Annotated in this window: 12 protein-coding genes; 3 read left to right on the top strand and 9 right to left on the bottom strand. The window is 49.7% G+C overall.

The genetic code is table 11. The features are described 5' to 3' along the window. Positions 1-57: 57 nt before the first annotated feature. Positions 58-2,268, top strand: coding sequence for a TonB-dependent siderophore receptor (locus NNX04_RS03055; RefSeq protein WP_261947471.1), 2,211 nt, complete (start codon positions 58-60; stop codon positions 2,266-2,268). A 172-nt stretch (positions 2,269-2,440) separates the two neighbouring features. Here the strand turns inward: NNX04_RS03055 and NNX04_RS03050 are convergent, their stop codons facing one another. Genes NNX04_RS03050 through NNX04_RS03040 form a run of 3 tightly spaced genes read right to left on the bottom strand, consistent with a single transcriptional unit; the run spans position 2,441 to position 4,765 of the window. Further along, positions 2,441-2,755, bottom strand: a complete 315-nt coding sequence (locus NNX04_RS03050; RefSeq protein WP_261947470.1) for a DUF3325 domain-containing protein — start codon at positions 2,753-2,755, stop codon at positions 2,441-2,443. Next, positions 2,748-4,454, bottom strand: coding sequence for a PepSY-associated TM helix domain-containing protein (locus tag NNX04_RS03045; RefSeq protein WP_261947469.1), 1,707 nt, complete (start codon positions 4,452-4,454; stop codon positions 2,748-2,750). The genes NNX04_RS03050 and NNX04_RS03045 overlap by 8 nt, the downstream gene beginning before the upstream one ends. A 23-nt stretch (positions 4,455-4,477) precedes the next feature. Further along, positions 4,478-4,765 (bottom strand): hypothetical protein, encoded by a 288-nt coding sequence (locus NNX04_RS03040; RefSeq protein WP_007641482.1) that lies wholly within the window; start codon positions 4,763-4,765, stop codon positions 4,478-4,480. Positions 4,766-4,976: 211 nt separating this feature from the next. On the opposite strand from NNX04_RS03040, the gene NNX04_RS03035 reads away from it, so the two are divergent. Together NNX04_RS03035 and NNX04_RS03030 are read left to right on the top strand one after the other, a co-directional pair. Then, positions 4,977-6,068 carry an efflux RND transporter periplasmic adaptor subunit gene (locus NNX04_RS03035; RefSeq protein ID WP_261947468.1) on the top strand — a complete coding sequence of 364 codons (1,092 nt, stop codon included), beginning with the start codon at positions 4,977-4,979 and terminating at the stop codon, positions 6,066-6,068. Then, positions 6,061-9,219, top strand: coding sequence for an efflux RND transporter permease subunit (locus tag NNX04_RS03030; protein WP_261947467.1), 3,159 nt, complete (start codon positions 6,061-6,063; stop codon positions 9,217-9,219). The genes NNX04_RS03035 and NNX04_RS03030 overlap by 8 nt, the downstream gene beginning before the upstream one ends. A 145-nt stretch (positions 9,220-9,364) precedes the next feature. On the opposite strand, the gene NNX04_RS03025 is transcribed toward NNX04_RS03030, so the two are convergent. The 6 genes from NNX04_RS03025 to NNX04_RS03000 form a co-directional block, all read right to left on the bottom strand. Next, positions 9,365-10,123 carry an HpcH/HpaI aldolase family protein gene (locus NNX04_RS03025; RefSeq protein WP_261947466.1) on the bottom strand — a complete coding sequence of 253 codons (759 nt, stop codon included), beginning with the start codon at positions 10,121-10,123 and terminating at the stop codon, positions 9,365-9,367. Next, positions 10,116-11,924 (bottom strand): IucA/IucC family protein, encoded by a 1,809-nt coding sequence (locus tag NNX04_RS03020; RefSeq protein ID WP_261947465.1) that lies wholly within the window; start codon positions 11,922-11,924, stop codon positions 10,116-10,118. The genes NNX04_RS03025 and NNX04_RS03020 overlap by 8 nt, the downstream gene beginning before the upstream one ends. Continuing rightward, positions 11,917-13,797 (bottom strand): IucA/IucC family protein, encoded by a 1,881-nt coding sequence (locus tag NNX04_RS03015; protein ID WP_261947464.1) that lies wholly within the window; start codon positions 13,795-13,797, stop codon positions 11,917-11,919. The genes NNX04_RS03020 and NNX04_RS03015 overlap by 8 nt, the downstream gene beginning before the upstream one ends. Then, complete coding sequence (locus NNX04_RS03010; RefSeq protein WP_261947463.1) at positions 13,797-15,674, bottom strand: IucA/IucC family protein; 1,878 nt, start codon at positions 15,672-15,674, stop codon at positions 13,797-13,799. Before NNX04_RS03010 ends, NNX04_RS03015 begins: the two co-directional genes overlap by 1 nt. 11 nt (positions 15,675-15,685) lie before the next feature. After that, positions 15,686-16,717, bottom strand: coding sequence for a 2,3-diaminopropionate biosynthesis protein SbnA (gene sbnA / locus NNX04_RS03005; protein ID WP_261947462.1), 1,032 nt, complete (start codon positions 16,715-16,717; stop codon positions 15,686-15,688). A 173-nt stretch (positions 16,718-16,890) separates the two neighbouring features. Continuing rightward, complete coding sequence (locus NNX04_RS03000) at positions 16,891-18,135, bottom strand: MFS transporter (RefSeq protein WP_261947461.1); 1,245 nt, start codon at positions 18,133-18,135, stop codon at positions 16,891-16,893.

Below are 18,135 nucleotides of genomic sequence, written 5' to 3'. Positions count from 1 at the left end.
TTATTATCATTATGTTTAACGAAAATATCAACTTCTCTCTCAGGCTCTAAAACCCCCATGAATAAGATTCACTTTCCGTTTTCATTACGAGTAAATACTGTCGCCAAGCATCCATCCAACCGCCATCTAGCAATGACCACTCTCGCATTAACCTTGGGTTTGCCCGCCGGAGCACTTGGGGCTGAAGCTCAGGCTACCGACTTGCCGATGCAACTGGCAGCCGCCAGCCCGGATGTCGAGGAGGTTCAAGTTGACGGCCGCAACCAGGAACGAAAAACCGCTACTCGCCTACCCTTTGCCCTGCGCGAACTACCGCAATCAATCAGTGAAATATCACAAGAAATGATTGAGCTGACCTCCATGACCGACATGAATGACCTGATGATGAATGTCACCGGTGTCAACGTCACACTCTACGACACCCAGCGCCCACTGTACTTTGCGCGCGGTTTCCAAATCACTGACTTTCAGGTCGATGGCATCCCCACCTACAGCGGTTCTACCAACCAGGAATACGACACGGCACTTTATGAGCGAGTGGAAGTAATTCGCGGTGCCAATGGCCTGCTCTCAGGGGTTGGCACGCCCTCGGCCACCGTCAATCTGGTGCGCAAACGTCCGGGTAAAACGCTGGATGCATCAGTATCTGCCAGTGTGAGCTCATGGGATCGCCAGCGCGGCGTTGTGGATGTCTCAACGCCACTGACCAGCGACGGAAAATTGCGCAGCCGGGTTGTTGTCGCCTATCAGGATTCCGACAGTTTTCGCGACCGCTATCGCGAAGACAAAACTGCGGTATTGGGTGTTGTAGAGGGCGATATTGGTGAAAAAACCACGGTTGCGGTGGGTTATCAAAATCAGGACAACAACCCCGAAGGCACCATCTGGGGAACCATCCCACTGTTCGCGGCTGACGGCTCCAAAGCCAAGCTGCCCGTATCGACCAGTTTTGCCCCCGAGTGGACAACCTGGCAGCGTGAATCCAGCACCTTGTTTGCCGATGTAGAGCACAATTTCAATGAGGACTGGAAGCTGCGCTTTGCAGTAAACCGCACTGAAGGCGACGTATTCAGCTTGCGGGTTTATGCACAAGGTTTCCCTGACCGTGAAACCGGAGAAGGCGTGCGACTGTTAGCCGGTGTTGGCGCCGGTGACGACACCCGTGACAGCATCGATCTTTACCTCACCGGTGATTACCAATGGCTGGGGCGCGAGCACACCTTGATCGTTGGCACCAATAGTTATGAGATGGAATCCAATACACCCGGTTATACGTCAGTTGCCTCCTGGAGTTATCTGGTACCCAATGCCTGGAACTACGATGGCAAGGCACCCCAACCCACCTATTCCCGCACAGGCGCATTTCGTATCGCCACAACGGAACAAATGGGTGTTTATACCGCCAACCGTTTTAGCCTTACGAATTCACTCTCTGCCGTAATCGGCGCCCGTGTCACCTCCTGGGAGACAGGAACAGACAACTACAATACCACCGGTGCTTATGTGAATAAGACCGGCACATTTGAGGTCGACAATGAACTGACATCTTATGCAGGGTTGATATATGACCTGAGCAAACAATTTTCGCTCTACGCCAGCTACACCGATATTTTTAATCCGCAAAACTACAAGGATAAGGACAACAATTTGCTTGAGCCGGTGCTTGGCAGCAACGCCGAACTGGGTGTGAAAGGTGAGTTTTTTGATGGCAAGCTGCTCGCATCTACCGCAGTGTTCAAAACCAAACAGGACAACTACGCCGTGCGCGATATGACCCAGCCGGAAAATTCACTGCCGGATGGCAGCTCAGCCTATGTGGGGGTTGATGGCACCGAAAGCGAAGGCATTGAACTGAGCCTGAGCGGGAACCTCAGCGCACAGTGGGTGATTAACGCTGGCTATACCTACGTAGATACCAAGCGCCACACCAATGATCGCATCTGGACCAATCTGCCTGAACACTCAGTGCAATTGTCCAGCCACTACCATTTCTCGGGCGCATTGGCACCGCTGGTTTTGGGCGGCGGCGTTAACTGGCAAAGCGAAACCATCGGCTACGGTGTAACTCATCCGACTCGCACGGATGCAACATTCACCCAGGATTCCTACTTACTTACCAACCTCTATGCCACGTGGAATTTCAACGAAAGCTGGACGGCCTCACTGAGCGCAACTAACGTCTTCGACGAAATCTATTGGGCAAATATTGATTACGCAAACTACGGCGAGCCGAGAAATGTGTCACTCACCGTGAAGTGGAAGTTGTGATTCTTTGCGGCTTAAACCGCTCAACACTTAATCAGTAAAAACATCGCTCACTTAAACATCAGCCACACAAAACACCACCCTCACAAAACCAAAAGGCCCGTAATGGGCCTTTTGGTTTAAGCCAATCATATGGCTCATCTTCAATCTGGATGTTGTGCACAGGCAAAAGTGTTTAACGGCTCGGCCACACCATCCGCAACAACTGTGGGCGCCAGCTCAACAACATACCAACCGACGGCGCCGCTGCCGCCAAGAACATAATCCAAACCAGTACCGCCATAGATGGACGGTCGGCGATAAAACACAGCATGGCCGACAACAAAAGGCCGAGCCCCCCCAACAACCTGAGCTTGATTCGCACCTGGGTGCTGGGTGCGCTTGTTCCCATCACTTGTTGCCAGTGGGCGTTCATCGCCAACGCCAGCCAGGCAAAACCAACAAGGCAACTGATGCCTGCCAATATCAATACAATCCAGGGTTCAAACATGTTTCATATCCCCAACAAGTTCCAGATCAGCCTCTTGCGCAGCAATGTTAGCGACGGGTTGCTCACGTAATTTCAACTTGCGCGCGGCGTAAACCGAGAGCGCCGCGGTAGCCAGCAAACTGAGATCCACTCCCGCAACCGGCCAATAGGTGTGGGTAAACACAGTTTTGACCAAATGATCGCCAGTGGTGAGCCAGTTAAGTACAACGGCTGCAACCGCCAACAAAGCAGCGATCCAACACTGCTCGCGCCAAGCGGGGTTGCGGGCGGCGCGGGCAACGGGTGCACTGCGCCATGCCGCATGTAAAAAGGCCAGTAACCAGGCGAACCAAAAGGCATTGATTTCCCAATCGCCTTTTCCAGCCAGGTCGGCGGGTAATAGGCGATTCGCAACCAGCATGGCGAAACTGGCAATCAACATTCCTGTCACCGTAGTAACCGCCAAAGCATCCACGATACGGCTGCCCTGGCTTTGAGTTTTGGCGTGTTGCTGCTTACGCTTCTCGACGAAGAAAATAAAACCTGTTGCGATACAAATGCAGCCCAGCAATCCACCGATGACATAAAGCCAGCGCAATAACCAATGCTCAAAGTGCTGCAAGTGCAAACCAGTTAAAAACTCATTGATTTCAGACACCACAGTGCGTGGCGGGTCCTCACGCAACACTTCGCCGGTACTGGCTTTAAAGTGAATGCCCTCACCTACCAAGGCAACCCGGTCGCTGCCCGCGCGATAGATACTGACGTAGCCATTTTGGTCGCCCAAATGATCGGCAAACAGGTAGCCCACCTCGCCTGCCATATCGCGCGCCGCCCAGCGGCGTTTCGCTTCGGCCACCATGGCATCCACCGATGCCATGGGCGCAGCAATGCCCGCTGCTTCATGCGGCAACCCCGTGCGCTCCGCCTCCAATACCTCGTGCTGGTCATGCAAGGGTTTGAGCAGGGTGTGCGACACAGGAAAGTAAAAGAAGCTGGCAAAAATTACCAAGCCGGTAAACGCAAAAAAGAAGTGGAAAGGCAAGGCCACCACACCGGTCATATTGTGCAAATCCAGAGCGCTGCGCTGGGTACGCTTTTTAGGGCGGAAGGTAAACAACTCGCGGAAAATTTTGCGATGCATAATCACCCCGGTTACCAGCGCCGCCAGCATCACAAAAGCCGCCAGCCCGACTATGTAATAACCAATATTTTTCCAATGCCAGTTGAGGCTGTAATGCATGGGGTAAAACCAGCGGCTGCCAATTTTTAAGGCATCGTCGGGAATGGCCGCACCGGTGCGCGGATCGATGGTCGCCCAACCATGGACGTGCAGGTGATCGTCGGCTGGATTCAGGGGTTTATTGGGGATACTGAACTCGGCACCAATGGACAATACCGGGTCGCGGTGTGTGGTGTAGGCATAGAGCGATGCCATGGGCATAGTGTCTGGATGGGGCAAATCGCCCACTACCCGCGCTGCGGTTGCGGCCATGTCGTCTGGATGTGCACGCAGTTTTTCAAACACCGGTTTAAGCAAATGATCAAACGACGGCATGGGCTGGGGTTCGAAACGGGTGTCAGGAATCGCCCAGCGGTCAATCTCACGATCAAAGACTGAGAGCGCGCCAAAGAAAAAACAAATCATGAGCACAAAGCCCAGCACCAGGCCAAACCAGGTGTGTACCCATGTCATTGATAGACGAAAATTGTTAAACATTAAAATCTCCCACCATGAAAACCTCAGCCCAATAAGGTGCGTTGCAGCGCCCAAGCGGCCGAGGTCATTAATACTGCCCCACTACCCAACAAGACCCATACCCGCAGCATACTGGCGGCGGCAAACGCCCAGAGGAATAACCCCAAAAACACCAGAAACGAGAGTAGTAAAACCCCGGTCTCGGCCTCGTGAAAATCCACACCCAGCGCCACCAACCCGGCCATGCCGAGTGCGGTAAAACCCCAGGTAAATGCGTAACCGCCCAAAAGCGCCGCCGCGATACGGTTGATGGTGACCCAATACGTCGTCATAAGAAGTCTCGTCGTATAACACTGAGGTACAACATTCTGTCGCCTCACATTTCTGAAAAGTCACACATGCTTTCACAAATGATACTTATTCGCAATAAGAACCAGCAAAGAAGAAGTGTTAAGACGTGAAAGCATTAATCAAATGAGATTGATTCCCAACTTAAACCCATTAAGATGGCCTCCCTGACACCCACCCTAATGATGAGGACTTATGCAGCGCCTGCTCTTAACCACCTGTCTGTTTCTACCATTGTTGGCCACATCCCATTCGATTAACGCTCAGCCCAACGAGCTGCAAGTTGTTACCCATCGCTTGGAAACCACGGCGCTGGGCAGTGAGTTGGAGCTGAGTGGCACGCTGCGTGCCCTGCGCGATTCCACCTTGTCGGTTTCCGTTAATGCGCTAGTCAAGCGCCTGCATGTAGACCTTGGCAGCCGCGTTAAACAGGGTGATCTGCTGCTGGAGTTGGACGACAGCATCGCCAAACAGGAGCACCAGCGCGCTCTGGCGCAGCTGTCTGCCGCTGAAACTGCCGCCACTGAAGCCGCTCGCCTGCGCGATGAAGCACTGCGCTTAAAACAGCAAAGTCATATTGCCCAGAGCGAAGTGAGCGCCCGTGAAAGCGCAGCCAAACTGGCAATGGCACGCTTGCAGGAAGCCCGCGCCGACGCGCGTATCGCCGCCGAACATTTAGCCAAACATCAGCTCAAAGCGCCATTTGATGGGGTGATCAGTGTGCGCTGGACTGATCTGGGGCAATGGTTAAACCCGGGCGATCAAGTTTTTACCCTCGTCTCAATGGATTTATTGCGCCTGGATGTCCAGCTGCCGCAGGAACACTTGCCCAGCATCGAGCATATTCAAACCGTGCAGATCCGCCCTGATTCCCAACCCGGCCTGCAGATTCCAGCGCGGATCGACACGCTAGTGCCGGTGGGTGACGCATCGCGCAGCTTCCTGCTGCGCCTCGCGGCAACGGAGGCTTCGCCCGCACTGGTACCGGGTGCCTCTGCCCGTGCACATTTAGTGTTCAAGCAAGCGAAGACCGCTGTGTTATTGCCGCGCGATGCGGTGCTGCGCAATGCCGACGGTAACTTCAGTGTCTTTGTGGTGGAAAACGGTAAAGCCAAGCGCCGCCAGATTGCGCTGGGCAACAGCGGGCGCGACGGTTATTTAGTCGAACAAGGGTTAAAAGCCGGAGAGCAGGTGGTAATTCGCGGCAACGAGCTGTTAAGTGATGAGCAATCAGTGACCATTACCGCCGCCCCAACATCCAGCGCGCAGGGCCAAAACGATGATTGAAAAACTGGTTCTTCAAGGGCGCTTGCTGAGCGTTATAGTGCTGATTGTGTGTGTACTCGGCCTGGCAGCAGCCCTGCGCATGCCGGTGCAGATGATTCCCAACCTGGATACCCGCATCATCACCGTTGAAACCGGCTGGCCGGGGGCGACACCGCAAGATATTGAAAAAGAAATCCTGCTGGAACAGGAGCGCTACCTGCGTTCTCTGCCCAACCTCAGCCGCATGGAATCCTTCGCCGAGATGGGCACAGCCGTGATCGAGCTGGAATTCCCCATCGGAGTCGAGGCCAATGAAGCGCTTATCCGGGTTTCCAATGCCCTGAGCCAGGTGCCCAACTACCCCGAAAACGTCGATCAACCGCGCCTGTACAGCGAATCTTTTTCCGAAAATGCGTTCATGTATTTCGCCGTGCTGCCGCAAGTGGGCAACCCACGCGATTTGGATATGGACATGATCAGCGATTTTATCGATGACAACCTGCGCCCGCGCATGGAGCGGGTTGCCGGAGTATCGCAAGTCGAGATGAGCAACACCCTGCGCCAGATCCAGATTCAAGTCGACCCAGCGCGGATCGCCCAGCGCAACCTGAGCCTGGAGGATGTGAGCAACGCCATTCGCGCCCGTAACCGCGATGTATCCGCCGGCGACATCAACGAAGGCAAACGCCGTTACTTGCTGCGCACTACCAGCCGCTTCGATGATATTAACGACCTGCAAAACCTGATTATCACCCACAGCGATGGCAGCCATATCCGTTTGGGGGACGTCGCCGAAGTCCGCCTAGATCACTATGAGAAACGCGGCTACTCCATCGTTAACGGCGAGGAAGCACTGACCCTGGCCGTCAAACGCCAGCAGGGTTCCAACGTTATCGATATCAAACGCGCCATGCTCGCGGAGATCGACAAATTGCGCGTTGACCTGCTGGAGCCCAACGGCCTGCGTATTTTGATGATTGGCGACGATGTGCGCTACGTTGAGAGCTCCATCAGCAATGTTTTCTCCAACCTTTGCCTCGGCGCCCTGCTCGCCACTCTGGTGATGTATCTATTCCTGCGCTCGGGCCGCGCTACGCTCATCTGCTTGATGGGGATTCCGGTGTGTACTATCGCCTCCTTCATTGGGCTGGCCGCCTTTGATCGCACCATCAACGTGATCTCCCTCGCCGGTATTGCCTTTGCGATTGGTATGACGGTGGATAACAGCATTGTGGTGCTGGAAAGCATTGAGCAGGCGCGGCGACGCGGACTGGATCGTATCGAAGCCGCCGTCACCGGCGTGCGCGAGGTATGGAGCGCGGTGATTGCATCCAGCGCTACCACCATTTTGGTATTTGCGCCGGTGCTATTTGTTACCGACGAAGCGGGCCAACTCTATTCCGATATCGCACTGGCTATCTCCGCCTCTATTTTTGCCTCAATGCTGTTTGCACTGTTTGTGGTGCCCGCCGCCAGTGCCGCCATCGGTGGGCGCATGGACATAGGCGAAGGCTCCAAACGCGAAGCAGCTATCCTGAAAATAACTGACTGGCTCTGCTGCACCCTCAAGCGTCGCTACCTGACGATGGCTCTGACGCTGGTCGGTAGCCTTGGTTTGGCACTGGTATTTATGCCCGCCGCCGAATACCTGCCTGAGGGCGAAGAGCCAAAAGCCTTTAGCAGTATGTTTGCGCCGCCTGGCTATAACATCGAGGAAATGCACAAGATCGGCACTGAAATTCAAACCGAATTGAATCAGGCAACTGCAGAGGACTTCACCGCTGAAAACGGTGGTATTCCGCCGCTGAAATACTACTTTCTGCGGATCAGTGCCGGGCAACTCTGGCTGATGAGCGAACCGCGCGATCCCGCCGATATCGATGTCATGATGACCGCACTGGTGAACCGCTTTGAGAACTACCCCGGCATGCGCGCCTTTTCGGCCCGTGGTTCGATCATCTCCAGCAATCAGGGCGGCACCCGCGCGGTGGAGTTAAACATCACCGGCCCTGACCTGGGCGAACTCTACGACACAGCGCGCCACGTGATGCGCCGCGCGGAAGACGTATTTGAAGAACCGCGTATTGATTCATCGCCCTCGTCGCTATCGCTTGACCAACCATTGATTGAAATCCGCCCGCGCTGGGAGCGTTTGGCCGAACTCGGTTTTAGCCCCGACGAATTCGGCTTTATTGTTGCCGCTTATAGCGATGGTGCGTTTGTGGGTGAATTTATCGATGGCGACGACAAGATCGATATGTTTTTGTTCAGCACCGCAGGTAATCGCCAACAGCTCAGCGAGCTGGCGCAAGTCCCCATCAGCACACCCAACGGGCAAGTCATGCCGCTTTCCGCGCTCGCCGAGCTGCGCGAAACAGTCGATAGCGAAGAGTTGCGCCGCGTGAATGGTCAGCGCACCGTATCGGTTTATATCATTCCTGCCGATGATGTCGCGCTGGAAACGGCGGTGGATAAAATGCGCACCGAATTAATTCCGGCCATGAAACGCGCTGGCGAATTACCCAGCCGCGTCGCGCTCAGTATTACCGGCGCCGCGGACGATCTCGCCTCCACCCGCGCCTCATTACTGAATAACTTCGCCGTCGCCCTGGTGTTGATTTACCTATTGTTAGTGGCAATATTTTCGCACTGGGGATACCCGCTCCTGATTATGACGACAGTACCCTTGGGAATCGCCGGTGGCCTGGTAGGCTTGGTAGCAACCAATGGCCTGAGCGCACTGCTGGCAACTATCGGCCTGGGCGGCAGCCATCAGGCGTTCGACATGATTACCATGCTGGGTTTTGTGATTTTGTTGGGGACAGTCGTCAACAACCCCATCCTGATTGTGGAGCAAACCCGCCGCAATCTGGATGAGCGCCAACTGCCTATCGCAGAGGCAGTACGCGAAGCCGTCGCAAGCCGCCTGCGCCCCATCCTCATGTCCACCGCCACCACCATCTTTGGGCTATTGCCACTGGTACTTATTCCCGGTGCTGGCACGGAGTTGTATCGCGGTGTCGGCATAGTTGTGCTCTGCGGCCTCACCGCTTCCATGCTGCTGACGCTGAGCTTCTTGCCGTGCTTGTTGATAGAAGTATTAAACCCGGAGGCAAGTTGGCGAGATAAATTAACTCGACTTGTGCCGCGTAAAAATGTGACAAGCAAATAAAAAAACGGGCAGAAATTTTTAAAATCTCTGCCCGTTTTTATTGGCAATTGTTTTTTATTGGCAATTGTTTTTTATTGACAATTGCTTTTTATTGACAATTAATATGCGCGCTTCAAGCTCACAGGAATTAGTCTTCAAATACAGGTCACGCACTAAACCTGTTTTTATTGGCCTGCAATGCCTGCCTTATCACCCCGCGATCCGTCCCAAGAACAAACATAGATACCCCCTGCTCCAACCAGGCTTGGTAGTCTTCAGTGGCTCGGGGAATTGCGCAAAATTGTGCAGGGCTTGATGCAACAGCCGTTGCAATCTTTTTTAATGAATCTTTCACCAGGGGATGTTGTGTTTGCCAGGGCACACCAAGAGATGCAGATAAATCTGCTGCGCCCTCCAGAATCACATCAACGCCATCCACACGGGCTAACTCCTGACAATTTTCAACACCGTTTTTATCTTCAATCATTAACACCACACAAACACTATCGTTTACATTCTGATTGCGCATGGCGAGTTCATCAGATTGAAAATTCAAATGGCGGTGCACACTTAGCCCCCGATCACCTTCCGGCGCATAGCGACATAAGCGCACAGCCATTCGTGCCTGCTCTGCCGATTGAATACGCGGAAACACTATGCCACTGGCTCCCGCATCGAGTATGGGCAATACCAAATGGGATCGCGCCAACGGAACCCTGACCAATACAGCCAATCCGTGGCTGCGAGCGGTCACAATCATATGATCCAAGGTTTGCATATCCGTGAGGCTATGTTCCAGATCAATGATTACAAAGTCGTAGTTTGCAACAGCAATAAACTCCACTAGCAATGGTGATGGAGTAAAACAAAAAATCCCCGACAGCGGCTCTTTGTTATGAACGCGCGCGCGCAACCCACTATGCATACTCCATTACCTCTTCCACTGAAGTAACCATGGGATTGGGCAGCAATACATAACTCGCATCATTATCGGCATGTTGAAAAAATCGTGTTATCAGGTTGGCTTTGGCAATTAAGGCATCCCCTTTTAATAATCCCCCAATACGCCGCTCAACTAATTCTAAATCAACCAGCTCCGAATTAACGCTAGTGGAAAAACGTTCCAAGGTTTTTCGTACCATTTCCCACAACTGCTGTTCATTGAGGCCAAATCGGCAAATCTGATAAATCACTTGCCCGAGATGATTCACAAATAAACAATAATTGAGCCGCTGCCAGGTTTTATTTTCATCGTGTAACACACTGGTCAGGGCTTGTCCTTGCATTCCATGCAGCAAGCTTTGGTCCCACATCCCTTTAATTAATTTTGTGCCTTCCAAATCCCGCAATATGACACCAACAGGCCATCCACTTTCCAATTTTACAACCACATTTTGTAGATGCGGCTCGCACACAACGCCCTGCTCGAAATATGCAGATAATAGCGGCTGCACAAGATGACTGAGATATAGCGAAAACCATTCAAGGGCAACCTGGTTGCCTTGCGAGGTACCCTTGATTGCGCCCAGGGAGTTAAAACATTTTTCTAACCAGGATTCCCCTTTATGGTTATCTCCAAATAAAGTTGCACTCAACACATTCTGAATGTTTTGTGAAAATTGAAATGGTTTGGCATCACGAAAGATGACACCGAAATGGCTACGCAAATCCGCCTGAACATTTTCATCCGCATGCGGAATATCAGCGGATAACGCAAAAGGCTCCAGTACAAATTCAAAACCCGGAAACTGCTTTTTCATACCAACCACAATAGGCGAAAGAATGTTTGTCAACTTGACCGCTGCATCAAGTTCATAATAAGCGTTCTTTCTCACACTATTGGTGATTCGCATACTCAGTGAACATTTTAAAAAATAGGGGAAATCAGCGTTATACAAGGTGCGGACGGATATGGTGGGCTTAAAATAAATACCCGAAGCGCCAAGGTATTTTACTACTCCCTCTTCAATACTTTTATGAATGGGGGCATGCTGCAATAAGTAGTTGGCTTGCCAGGGGTGGCAAGGCACAAGGCTCCATCCAGCGGGAATATCATGACGGGACACCTGCGCCATTTGCTCAACTAAAGGTTGTATTTCAAGCTCACTGCTGTTTGCCACCCACTGAACCTGGGGAGACAACGCAAAATAATGCAATTGGAACGCGCTGCCAAATTCCGGGCTATAACGTAAAGATTCTGTTGCAGAGAATCCTTGCCGACATTTAGGCGCAGGATGAAAGCTATGACCATAAATAAGCGCAGATTCTGACTCGATATAATCGCTGTAGTGTTCTGCGCCGACATCAAAACAACGGGCGACACTTTGTTGAATAAACTCCGTGCTATTTTGTATTTGATCAAGCATTTCCTGCTTTACCTTAGCATTCTGGTAACGCAGGCAAAGCTCCTCCACTATCAATGTGGATAGGCTTTTCCATGGCAATAATTCAAAAACCGAACCGGCATTAAAATCGGCAATAGACAACGCAGAGGTATAAATATAATTTCCAATTGCAGAGCGATTCGCAACCTTAACTGACAAGCGCTTTCCGAGCTGTGGAAACTTGACAAGCAACATTCCTGCAGGGCCTTTCTCAATTTTATTCGGGATAAATTCCAACAAATCATTTGGTATCGCAATTTCTCTGACATAACAATTGAGTAGCGCTAATGCCGAATAGCGGTAAGCAATCAGGTCAATGGATTCAGGGGCAAATTTATTCATGATGTGAAACTTCCATGATGGGCTGCGAAGAACTAGGGAATGGCTGGGAAAACAAGGGGTTTTTAACCCGATTAATGCGAATAGATGATTCATTTTGCAGTCGCCGCTTGGTATGGGCTTCTACAATCACGTACTCAGACTGGAGATTAAACAGTTGGAATTGTTTATATTGCTCAGGAAAATCGCGCTGATAACCCATAATGCAATCGTTGACTAAACACCAAAATGTTGATTCAGCAACTTGGTAGTGAAGGTCAAAAAACAATGCAACCTCTGAAAGGTTCATTGAAAAAAAAGCGCTATACAAAAAATTTTTTACATCTTCGGGTTCGCTGGCACTAATGTAAGAACTGCTATTGCGCGCAAGGTGCTGCCGGGGTGTCGCACGCAAAATAGTTAAGCATTCACTGTGAGTTACCTGGCCTTGAATAAAACGCACACCATCATGAAAATCCTTAAAGGCTACGCGGATGGGCCAGCCATCTTTATGAATAAGAATCATATTTTGGGCGTGGGACTCCAAGGCAACACCGTGAGCATAAAGCAGCCTAATCAGCGGCAGCACACTCACTGTTAATAGCTGCACCAACCACTCGTAAACCCCATAGCGGGCAACCCAATTTTGAATTACCGGTAGCGCATCACGATCCATTTCCGTCAAACCGCTGAATGGGATAGCTCGCTCATCGGCTGTTAAATAGGGGTAAAGACTTTCTCGCCACAGGCATGCGATTTGCCCAGAGGCGATAGCCTCACACGTGGATGAAAAGCTAATTGCCTTAACCTCCCTGAGAATAATTGGATTGAGTTCCTTCGCTAAATAACTATCCTCAGCAACCAAGCGATGCAGCCAGTCACTAATAACCGGTGCATTAGCAATTGTATGTTCCGCTAAACCTCTCGCTGTGGAGGTATTGACAATATTCAACGCGAGCTTTGCGTAATGCAACTCAGGGCGAACAGCATTAGCGAGCGTACGGATAGATTGTTGCGGGCGATATATTTCAACTCCCTCCCCCAACAAAATAATATTTTTCTGATGAATATCGGCCGTATAAAGCGGTAATAATTGGTTTAACCACTGCCAGGGGTGAACCGGCATAAATGCATAATCATCAGGATTGCATCCATACCCCCTGAGCAAGGTATTAAATTGTATTAACTGATCACCTAACTGCTGCTGGTAAAAATCCAATTCGCTTAGTGAAGGCGAAGCAATCGACAAACAATTTAACTTTCTAACGGCGAGCCAAACCAACTTAATATCCGGTGAAAACTCCGGGCCATAATGGAGATTATCGACAGCATCAAAACCAATACGCGATTTATAACAAGGATGATATGGATGTGCCCTGAGCAAACCGCTTTCGATATCGTCATAGAGCATATTCCTCAGCAATCGAATAGCTTGATTATCGGCACCATATGTATATTGCTCATTGGCATAAAACAAAGCAGCGGTATCATTTGCGAGTGTATGATCTAGCTCTTGAATAAAGCGCTCCATAAACTCTGCAGCTATAGTAAAACTGCCTGCTATTTCACTGAGAAACTCACGCACGGATACAGTTTCACTAACCTGACCGGAGCATGTGCGCAATACTGGTTCAGCACTTAGCTCAACCCGCCCAAAGCTTGCCCTACGGTAGCCTTTGCAGCTATAAATCACTGGCTGTCCATTTTTGGCAACACCCTGCACGCTGAACTCAATAAGGCTGGTTGATAGTTTTTTTTCTGCATACTTAATTGTGTCTTCGTACACCAGCGCCTGTATTAATTGCTTAAACAAACGTCGCCTGCTCTGGATATATTCTTCTGTGTGAAAAAGATGGGCACCGCTTGCATCAATCAAGATTTTGGTTAAAAAATTCATTAATTACCTCTCTCTTCCACACAATGAAAAGGATTTGTCACACTTCCTGTTGCACTTGGCATCCCCATCATACGGGTTCGCTTAATCAAACAAGGCAATAAGATTTGTCGCGATGGCCACAAGTGACTATCTATAATCTCCTTGCGCAGAATGGCTTTTGACATAACCGGCAAATTCATTTCGTTGAGAAGGCTTTCAATCACACATTTTAGTTGCCGCCAAAATTCAGCCATAGGTATACCGTAGGCCTGTGACAAAGCATCTGCAATTGCGCGCAAATTCACTTGAACGCCCAAGGTTAAAAAATAACTGAGCAATTGCTGTGGTGATAAACAAATCAAGGAGTTCGGTGTTGACCAATCCATCTGGTAATCAAGCAGGGGAATTTGTTGTTGCTGCAACCACGGAGGAAAGATGCGTAACGTATCGTGGTCACGCAAGGTTAATTGTTCCACGGCGATGAAATTAAATGTAACCAGAATATTTTGCCCGTGAACTTCAGGCATCACGCCATGGCTAAAGCAATGGAATGAAAACTCACAAAACAATCTGGCAATTGCGGTAAATGTTTGCAGGGAAAATTCAGCTATTGAATGGTCTGTAACATGCTGATGATACAACCACTCAATGGCAGGCACCTTGCCTTTGGTTGCTACCGCAAGAGCCGACATGGGAATTAAAGTTTTACCATCAGCTTCCGGGTAACTCCGCAACAGACAAGATAGGAATCCGGATCGGTTAGATAGCTCAGACGTATTCTCTGGTAAGAAAGCCAGCCATTGGCTTTCATCACACAAATTTATTTTTCCCCTCTCCGGCATTCGCGCAATTATCGCCGCCAACATTTGCTGCGCTTGATAACCGTTAAATAAATAGCGGGACGGCAGGATACGCAATGCGCCCAAACACAATAGCGCCAAGGGCAATTTGGCGTGCACTGCCGTTTGGTGATTGGGAATTAGTGATCTGCCGGATGCAGTGGGCAAAAAGCTCCCCAGGGATTCTGTCACCAATATTATCTGGCCATCATTAATTTCGGGATCAAACTCCTTTTTTAAATGCAGTTTAAAATGCCAGGGGTGAACCGGAATAAGCGTATATTGTGTACAGTCCAGAGCAATGTTTCTGCATGCATTAGATAAAGCGTTTTGTTCTGTTTCGTTAAGCAACTGCTCTGCAATTACCATTCCTTGGAGTTGGGCATTACCTACAAGATGATTATTGTTCACTGCAACCCAGGTTAAACCAAACCCATCACTGGTTTCCGCAGAGTATTGCCGGAAATTCTCTGCGCTCCACCCCTTTTTTGACTTTGCCAAGGGATGGAATGGGCGATCACGTAGAGCCGATAACTGTTCCCAATGATGCAAGGTAACATGGTGCTGCCGGCAATTTTCAATGATGATGTCGAGATATTCTGACGACCATGTCGATTGCGCCTGAGCTAAGGCCAAATTTTGCATGAAATCATCCAGCCCACTCAGGTCCGGCAAGGAATCTTCCGTGGCGTATTGCACCAGACATTTCATCAAGGCCAGTGCGTCATTAATTCCGGTTATTGTGCGCGCACCCTGCGCACAAAAAATAATTGGCCCCCGGCTTAAACGGCAGACTTGAACATCAACCTCTGTGGTTACACGTGCGACAAGGCATGCCCCGCTTTGCAGTTCATACGAATAATAATGCTCATTCTCCTGCAGCAAAAAATCAGGTAGCTCTATCGAAAAATTGAGCGTTCGGCTGATTGTGAAGCGTTCCTGCAGAGCAAAAATATTTTCCATTACCAAACCGTCAAAAAGCTCCTTTAGCTTCGCTTCTGCAACGAAACTTTCTTTGCGATTTTCAACCGGATTTTCCATATGAATATTCATTGTCATTCCCATCTCATTTAAACTGCCAAGGATACATCGTACTCAGGAGTACAAACTGCAGGCATTTTTTTGCGGATAAACTGGGGAATAAACTGCGCATCACCCTGTTGCAGAGTTGCTCGCCACTCTGCGTTATAAACCAGATCCATATAGCGATCACCGCGATCAGGAAAAAGAGTAGCAATACAACTGCCTTTAGGAATATGAGGAATTAATTTCTTGATTGCAGCCACCACAGAACCTGATGAACCACCGGCAAAAATACCTTCATCCTTAACCAAATCCAGGCAACTTTCACATGACTCCAAATCACTGGCATAAATCACATCATCAATTTCTTCTTTAGCCAGCAATTCAGGCACACGACTCGCACCAATACCCGGTAAAAACCGTTTGCCAGGCTTATTACCAAACAACATTGAACCCAGTGCATCCACACCAATCACTTTTAATTCCGGATAGGCTTCACGCAATCGCCGTGCAATTCCCAATATTGTGCCGGACGTGCTGACACCCATTACCAAGTAATCCGGACGCTCAGGTAATTGCTTTAGCAATTCTTCACCTTCACCATGGTAATGGCTTTGCCAGTTACGTACATTCGCGTACTGATTAATCCACACGCCGTTTTGTTTTTCTTGTAATAGTGATTTAACACGGGCAATCCGCGTTTCCAGATATCCACCACAAGCATCACGCTCAGTCACCATTTCAATATGCGCCCCATAGAGCTTCATAATTTCCAAATTGGTTTTGGAAATATTAGGGTCAACCACACAAGTGAGTTGTAAGTTGTACACACGAGACATCATTGCCAATGCCACACCCAAATTCCCCGAGGTGCTTTCAATTAAGTGCGCCCCCTTGGGAATACTGCCGTCACGCAAACCTTGCTCAATAATAAATTTGGCTGGCCGATCCTTTACGCTGCCACCGGGATTTAATAATTCCAGCTTGGCGTAAACACGGACATCCTGGTTACCGAAAATGCGACTCAATCGGACTATAGGGGTATTTCCGATGCAATTAGCGATGGACAATGAGTTCATTATTTTATCTCCCTGGTTCGTGGGTTACTGGTTCGTGGGTTATTGGTGTGTGGATTATTAGTTCGTGGATTAATTGTTACTGGCGATGACAAACAAACAGCATGAAACCGTAAACCTATGATTGGCTCTGCGTCATGGAGAACCTATTGCACAATGACTTAATTCGCAGCTGATTAGTTTTTTTCTTGTAAGGTCAACTGTGTCGCCCCGGAAAGTAATGTGCTTTTTGTTTGCTTCTCAGTCACACAGAAAGCAACAAACGCAGAAAGTAAAAATAAACCTGAAACACAGTACAAAATATAAGTCACTGATACCCAGGGAATTAGTATTGCCACTAATAGCGGGCCAACAATTTGCCCAGCCAGCAAATACTGTTTTGCAAGCCCAACGCCCGCCCCCGGCAAGGCATTATTTTTATCGAGTGTCAGCGCATAAAATATGGTTTGTGCGAGCGCGGAAAAACATGCACCTTGAAAAAAACGTAATGCAACAATTAACCAAAGGTCGTGGATAAATGGCAGTACACCGATTGAGATTGCACAACCTAAAGCGGCCAGAAAAAAATTGCGCCGTGGTGAGTAGCGATCATTGGCCCTACCCCACCAGGGACTAAAAAGCATGGTGGCTGCCCAAGCTCCCGCATGGATAACACCCGCCGATGTTGCCAAGGGCAAACCCTGCACTCGACCTTCCAGAAAAAGCACAAATACATTAACCAATGCAAACGCCGCTGCTTGCGATAAACAGGCAGCAATTGCCCAATATTTCAAAGCGGTATTTTTTTGTACGATTTGACCGCTGTTATTGTCGACCAACAATTGAGAAGCACCGGATACTGGCGGTTGTTTTATTTTTATCGGCTCATCCAGTAGCCAAGGCGCTACGATTGCAGCCATGCCAGCAAAGCTAGCGATTAGAACTAAAAATAAAGGCAGCGACCAAAAATCCATCATGGCACCACCAATTGCCGGCCCGGCTAAAGAGCCTAGTGCTGCAGCACTTTGCAATAAGCCCAGCGATTGCCCCCGCCGTGACACCAAGCTTGCCGCACAGGAAAATACCGTTAGCGTTAAGCTCAAACCCGCCGCGCCTAACAATAAACGCCCCATTAAAAAACCGATCATGGACTCACTCAGCGCCATTAAAAACATACTCACTGAAAACCCTGCCAGAGCCATAACCACCATAAAGCGATAGCCATACCTATCGCAGGCTGCGCCCATTTTTTTTGAAAATAATATTCCGGTAATGGCTGGCGCTGCGAGTGCAACACTGGACCAATAAGGTTCGTAACCTTTACCTATGGTTTCCAAATATAAGGGCATAATCGGTACCATCGCCATAAGCCCCAATGTCGCTAGACATTGGCAACTACAAATAAAGAAAAAATGGCGATGGTAATCCGACCAGAAGCGCAT

This window comes from Cellvibrio sp. QJXJ (assembly GCF_024452345.1).
Lineage (GTDB): Bacteria > Pseudomonadota > Gammaproteobacteria > Pseudomonadales > Cellvibrionaceae > Cellvibrio.
This window is presented reverse-complemented; position numbering and strand designations above follow the sequence as displayed.

Coding starts and splice junctions, on each gene's coding strand:
- NNX04_RS03055 (WP_261947471.1), top strand. CDS start 58: ATGAATAAGATTCACTTTCCGTTTTCATTACGAGTAAATACTGTCGCC.
- NNX04_RS03045 (WP_261947469.1), bottom strand. CDS start 4,454: ATGTTTAACAATTTTCGTCTATCAATGACATGGGTACACACCTGGTTT.
- NNX04_RS03050 (WP_261947470.1), bottom strand. CDS start 2,755: ATGTTTGAACCCTGGATTGTATTGATATTGGCAGGCATCAGTTGCCTT.
- NNX04_RS03000 (WP_261947461.1), bottom strand. CDS start 18,135: ATGCGCTTCTGGTCGGATTACCATCGCCATTTTTTCTTTATTTGTAGT.
- NNX04_RS03015 (WP_261947464.1), bottom strand. CDS start 13,797: ATGAATTTTTTAACCAAAATCTTGATTGATGCAAGCGGTGCCCATCTT.
- NNX04_RS03035 (WP_261947468.1), top strand. CDS start 4,977: ATGCAGCGCCTGCTCTTAACCACCTGTCTGTTTCTACCATTGTTGGCC.
- NNX04_RS03020 (WP_261947465.1), bottom strand. CDS start 11,924: ATGAATAAATTTGCCCCTGAATCCATTGACCTGATTGCTTACCGCTAT.
- sbnA (WP_261947462.1), bottom strand. CDS start 16,717: ATGAACTCATTGTCCATCGCTAATTGCATCGGAAATACCCCTATAGTC.
- NNX04_RS03025 (WP_261947466.1), bottom strand. CDS start 10,123: ATGCATAGTGGGTTGCGCGCGCGCGTTCATAACAAAGAGCCGCTGTCG.
- NNX04_RS03030 (WP_261947467.1), top strand. CDS start 6,061: ATGATTGAAAAACTGGTTCTTCAAGGGCGCTTGCTGAGCGTTATAGTG.
- NNX04_RS03040 (WP_007641482.1), bottom strand. CDS start 4,765: ATGACGACGTATTGGGTCACCATCAACCGTATCGCGGCGGCGCTTTTG.
- NNX04_RS03010 (WP_261947463.1), bottom strand. CDS start 15,674: ATGACAATGAATATTCATATGGAAAATCCGGTTGAAAATCGCAAAGAA.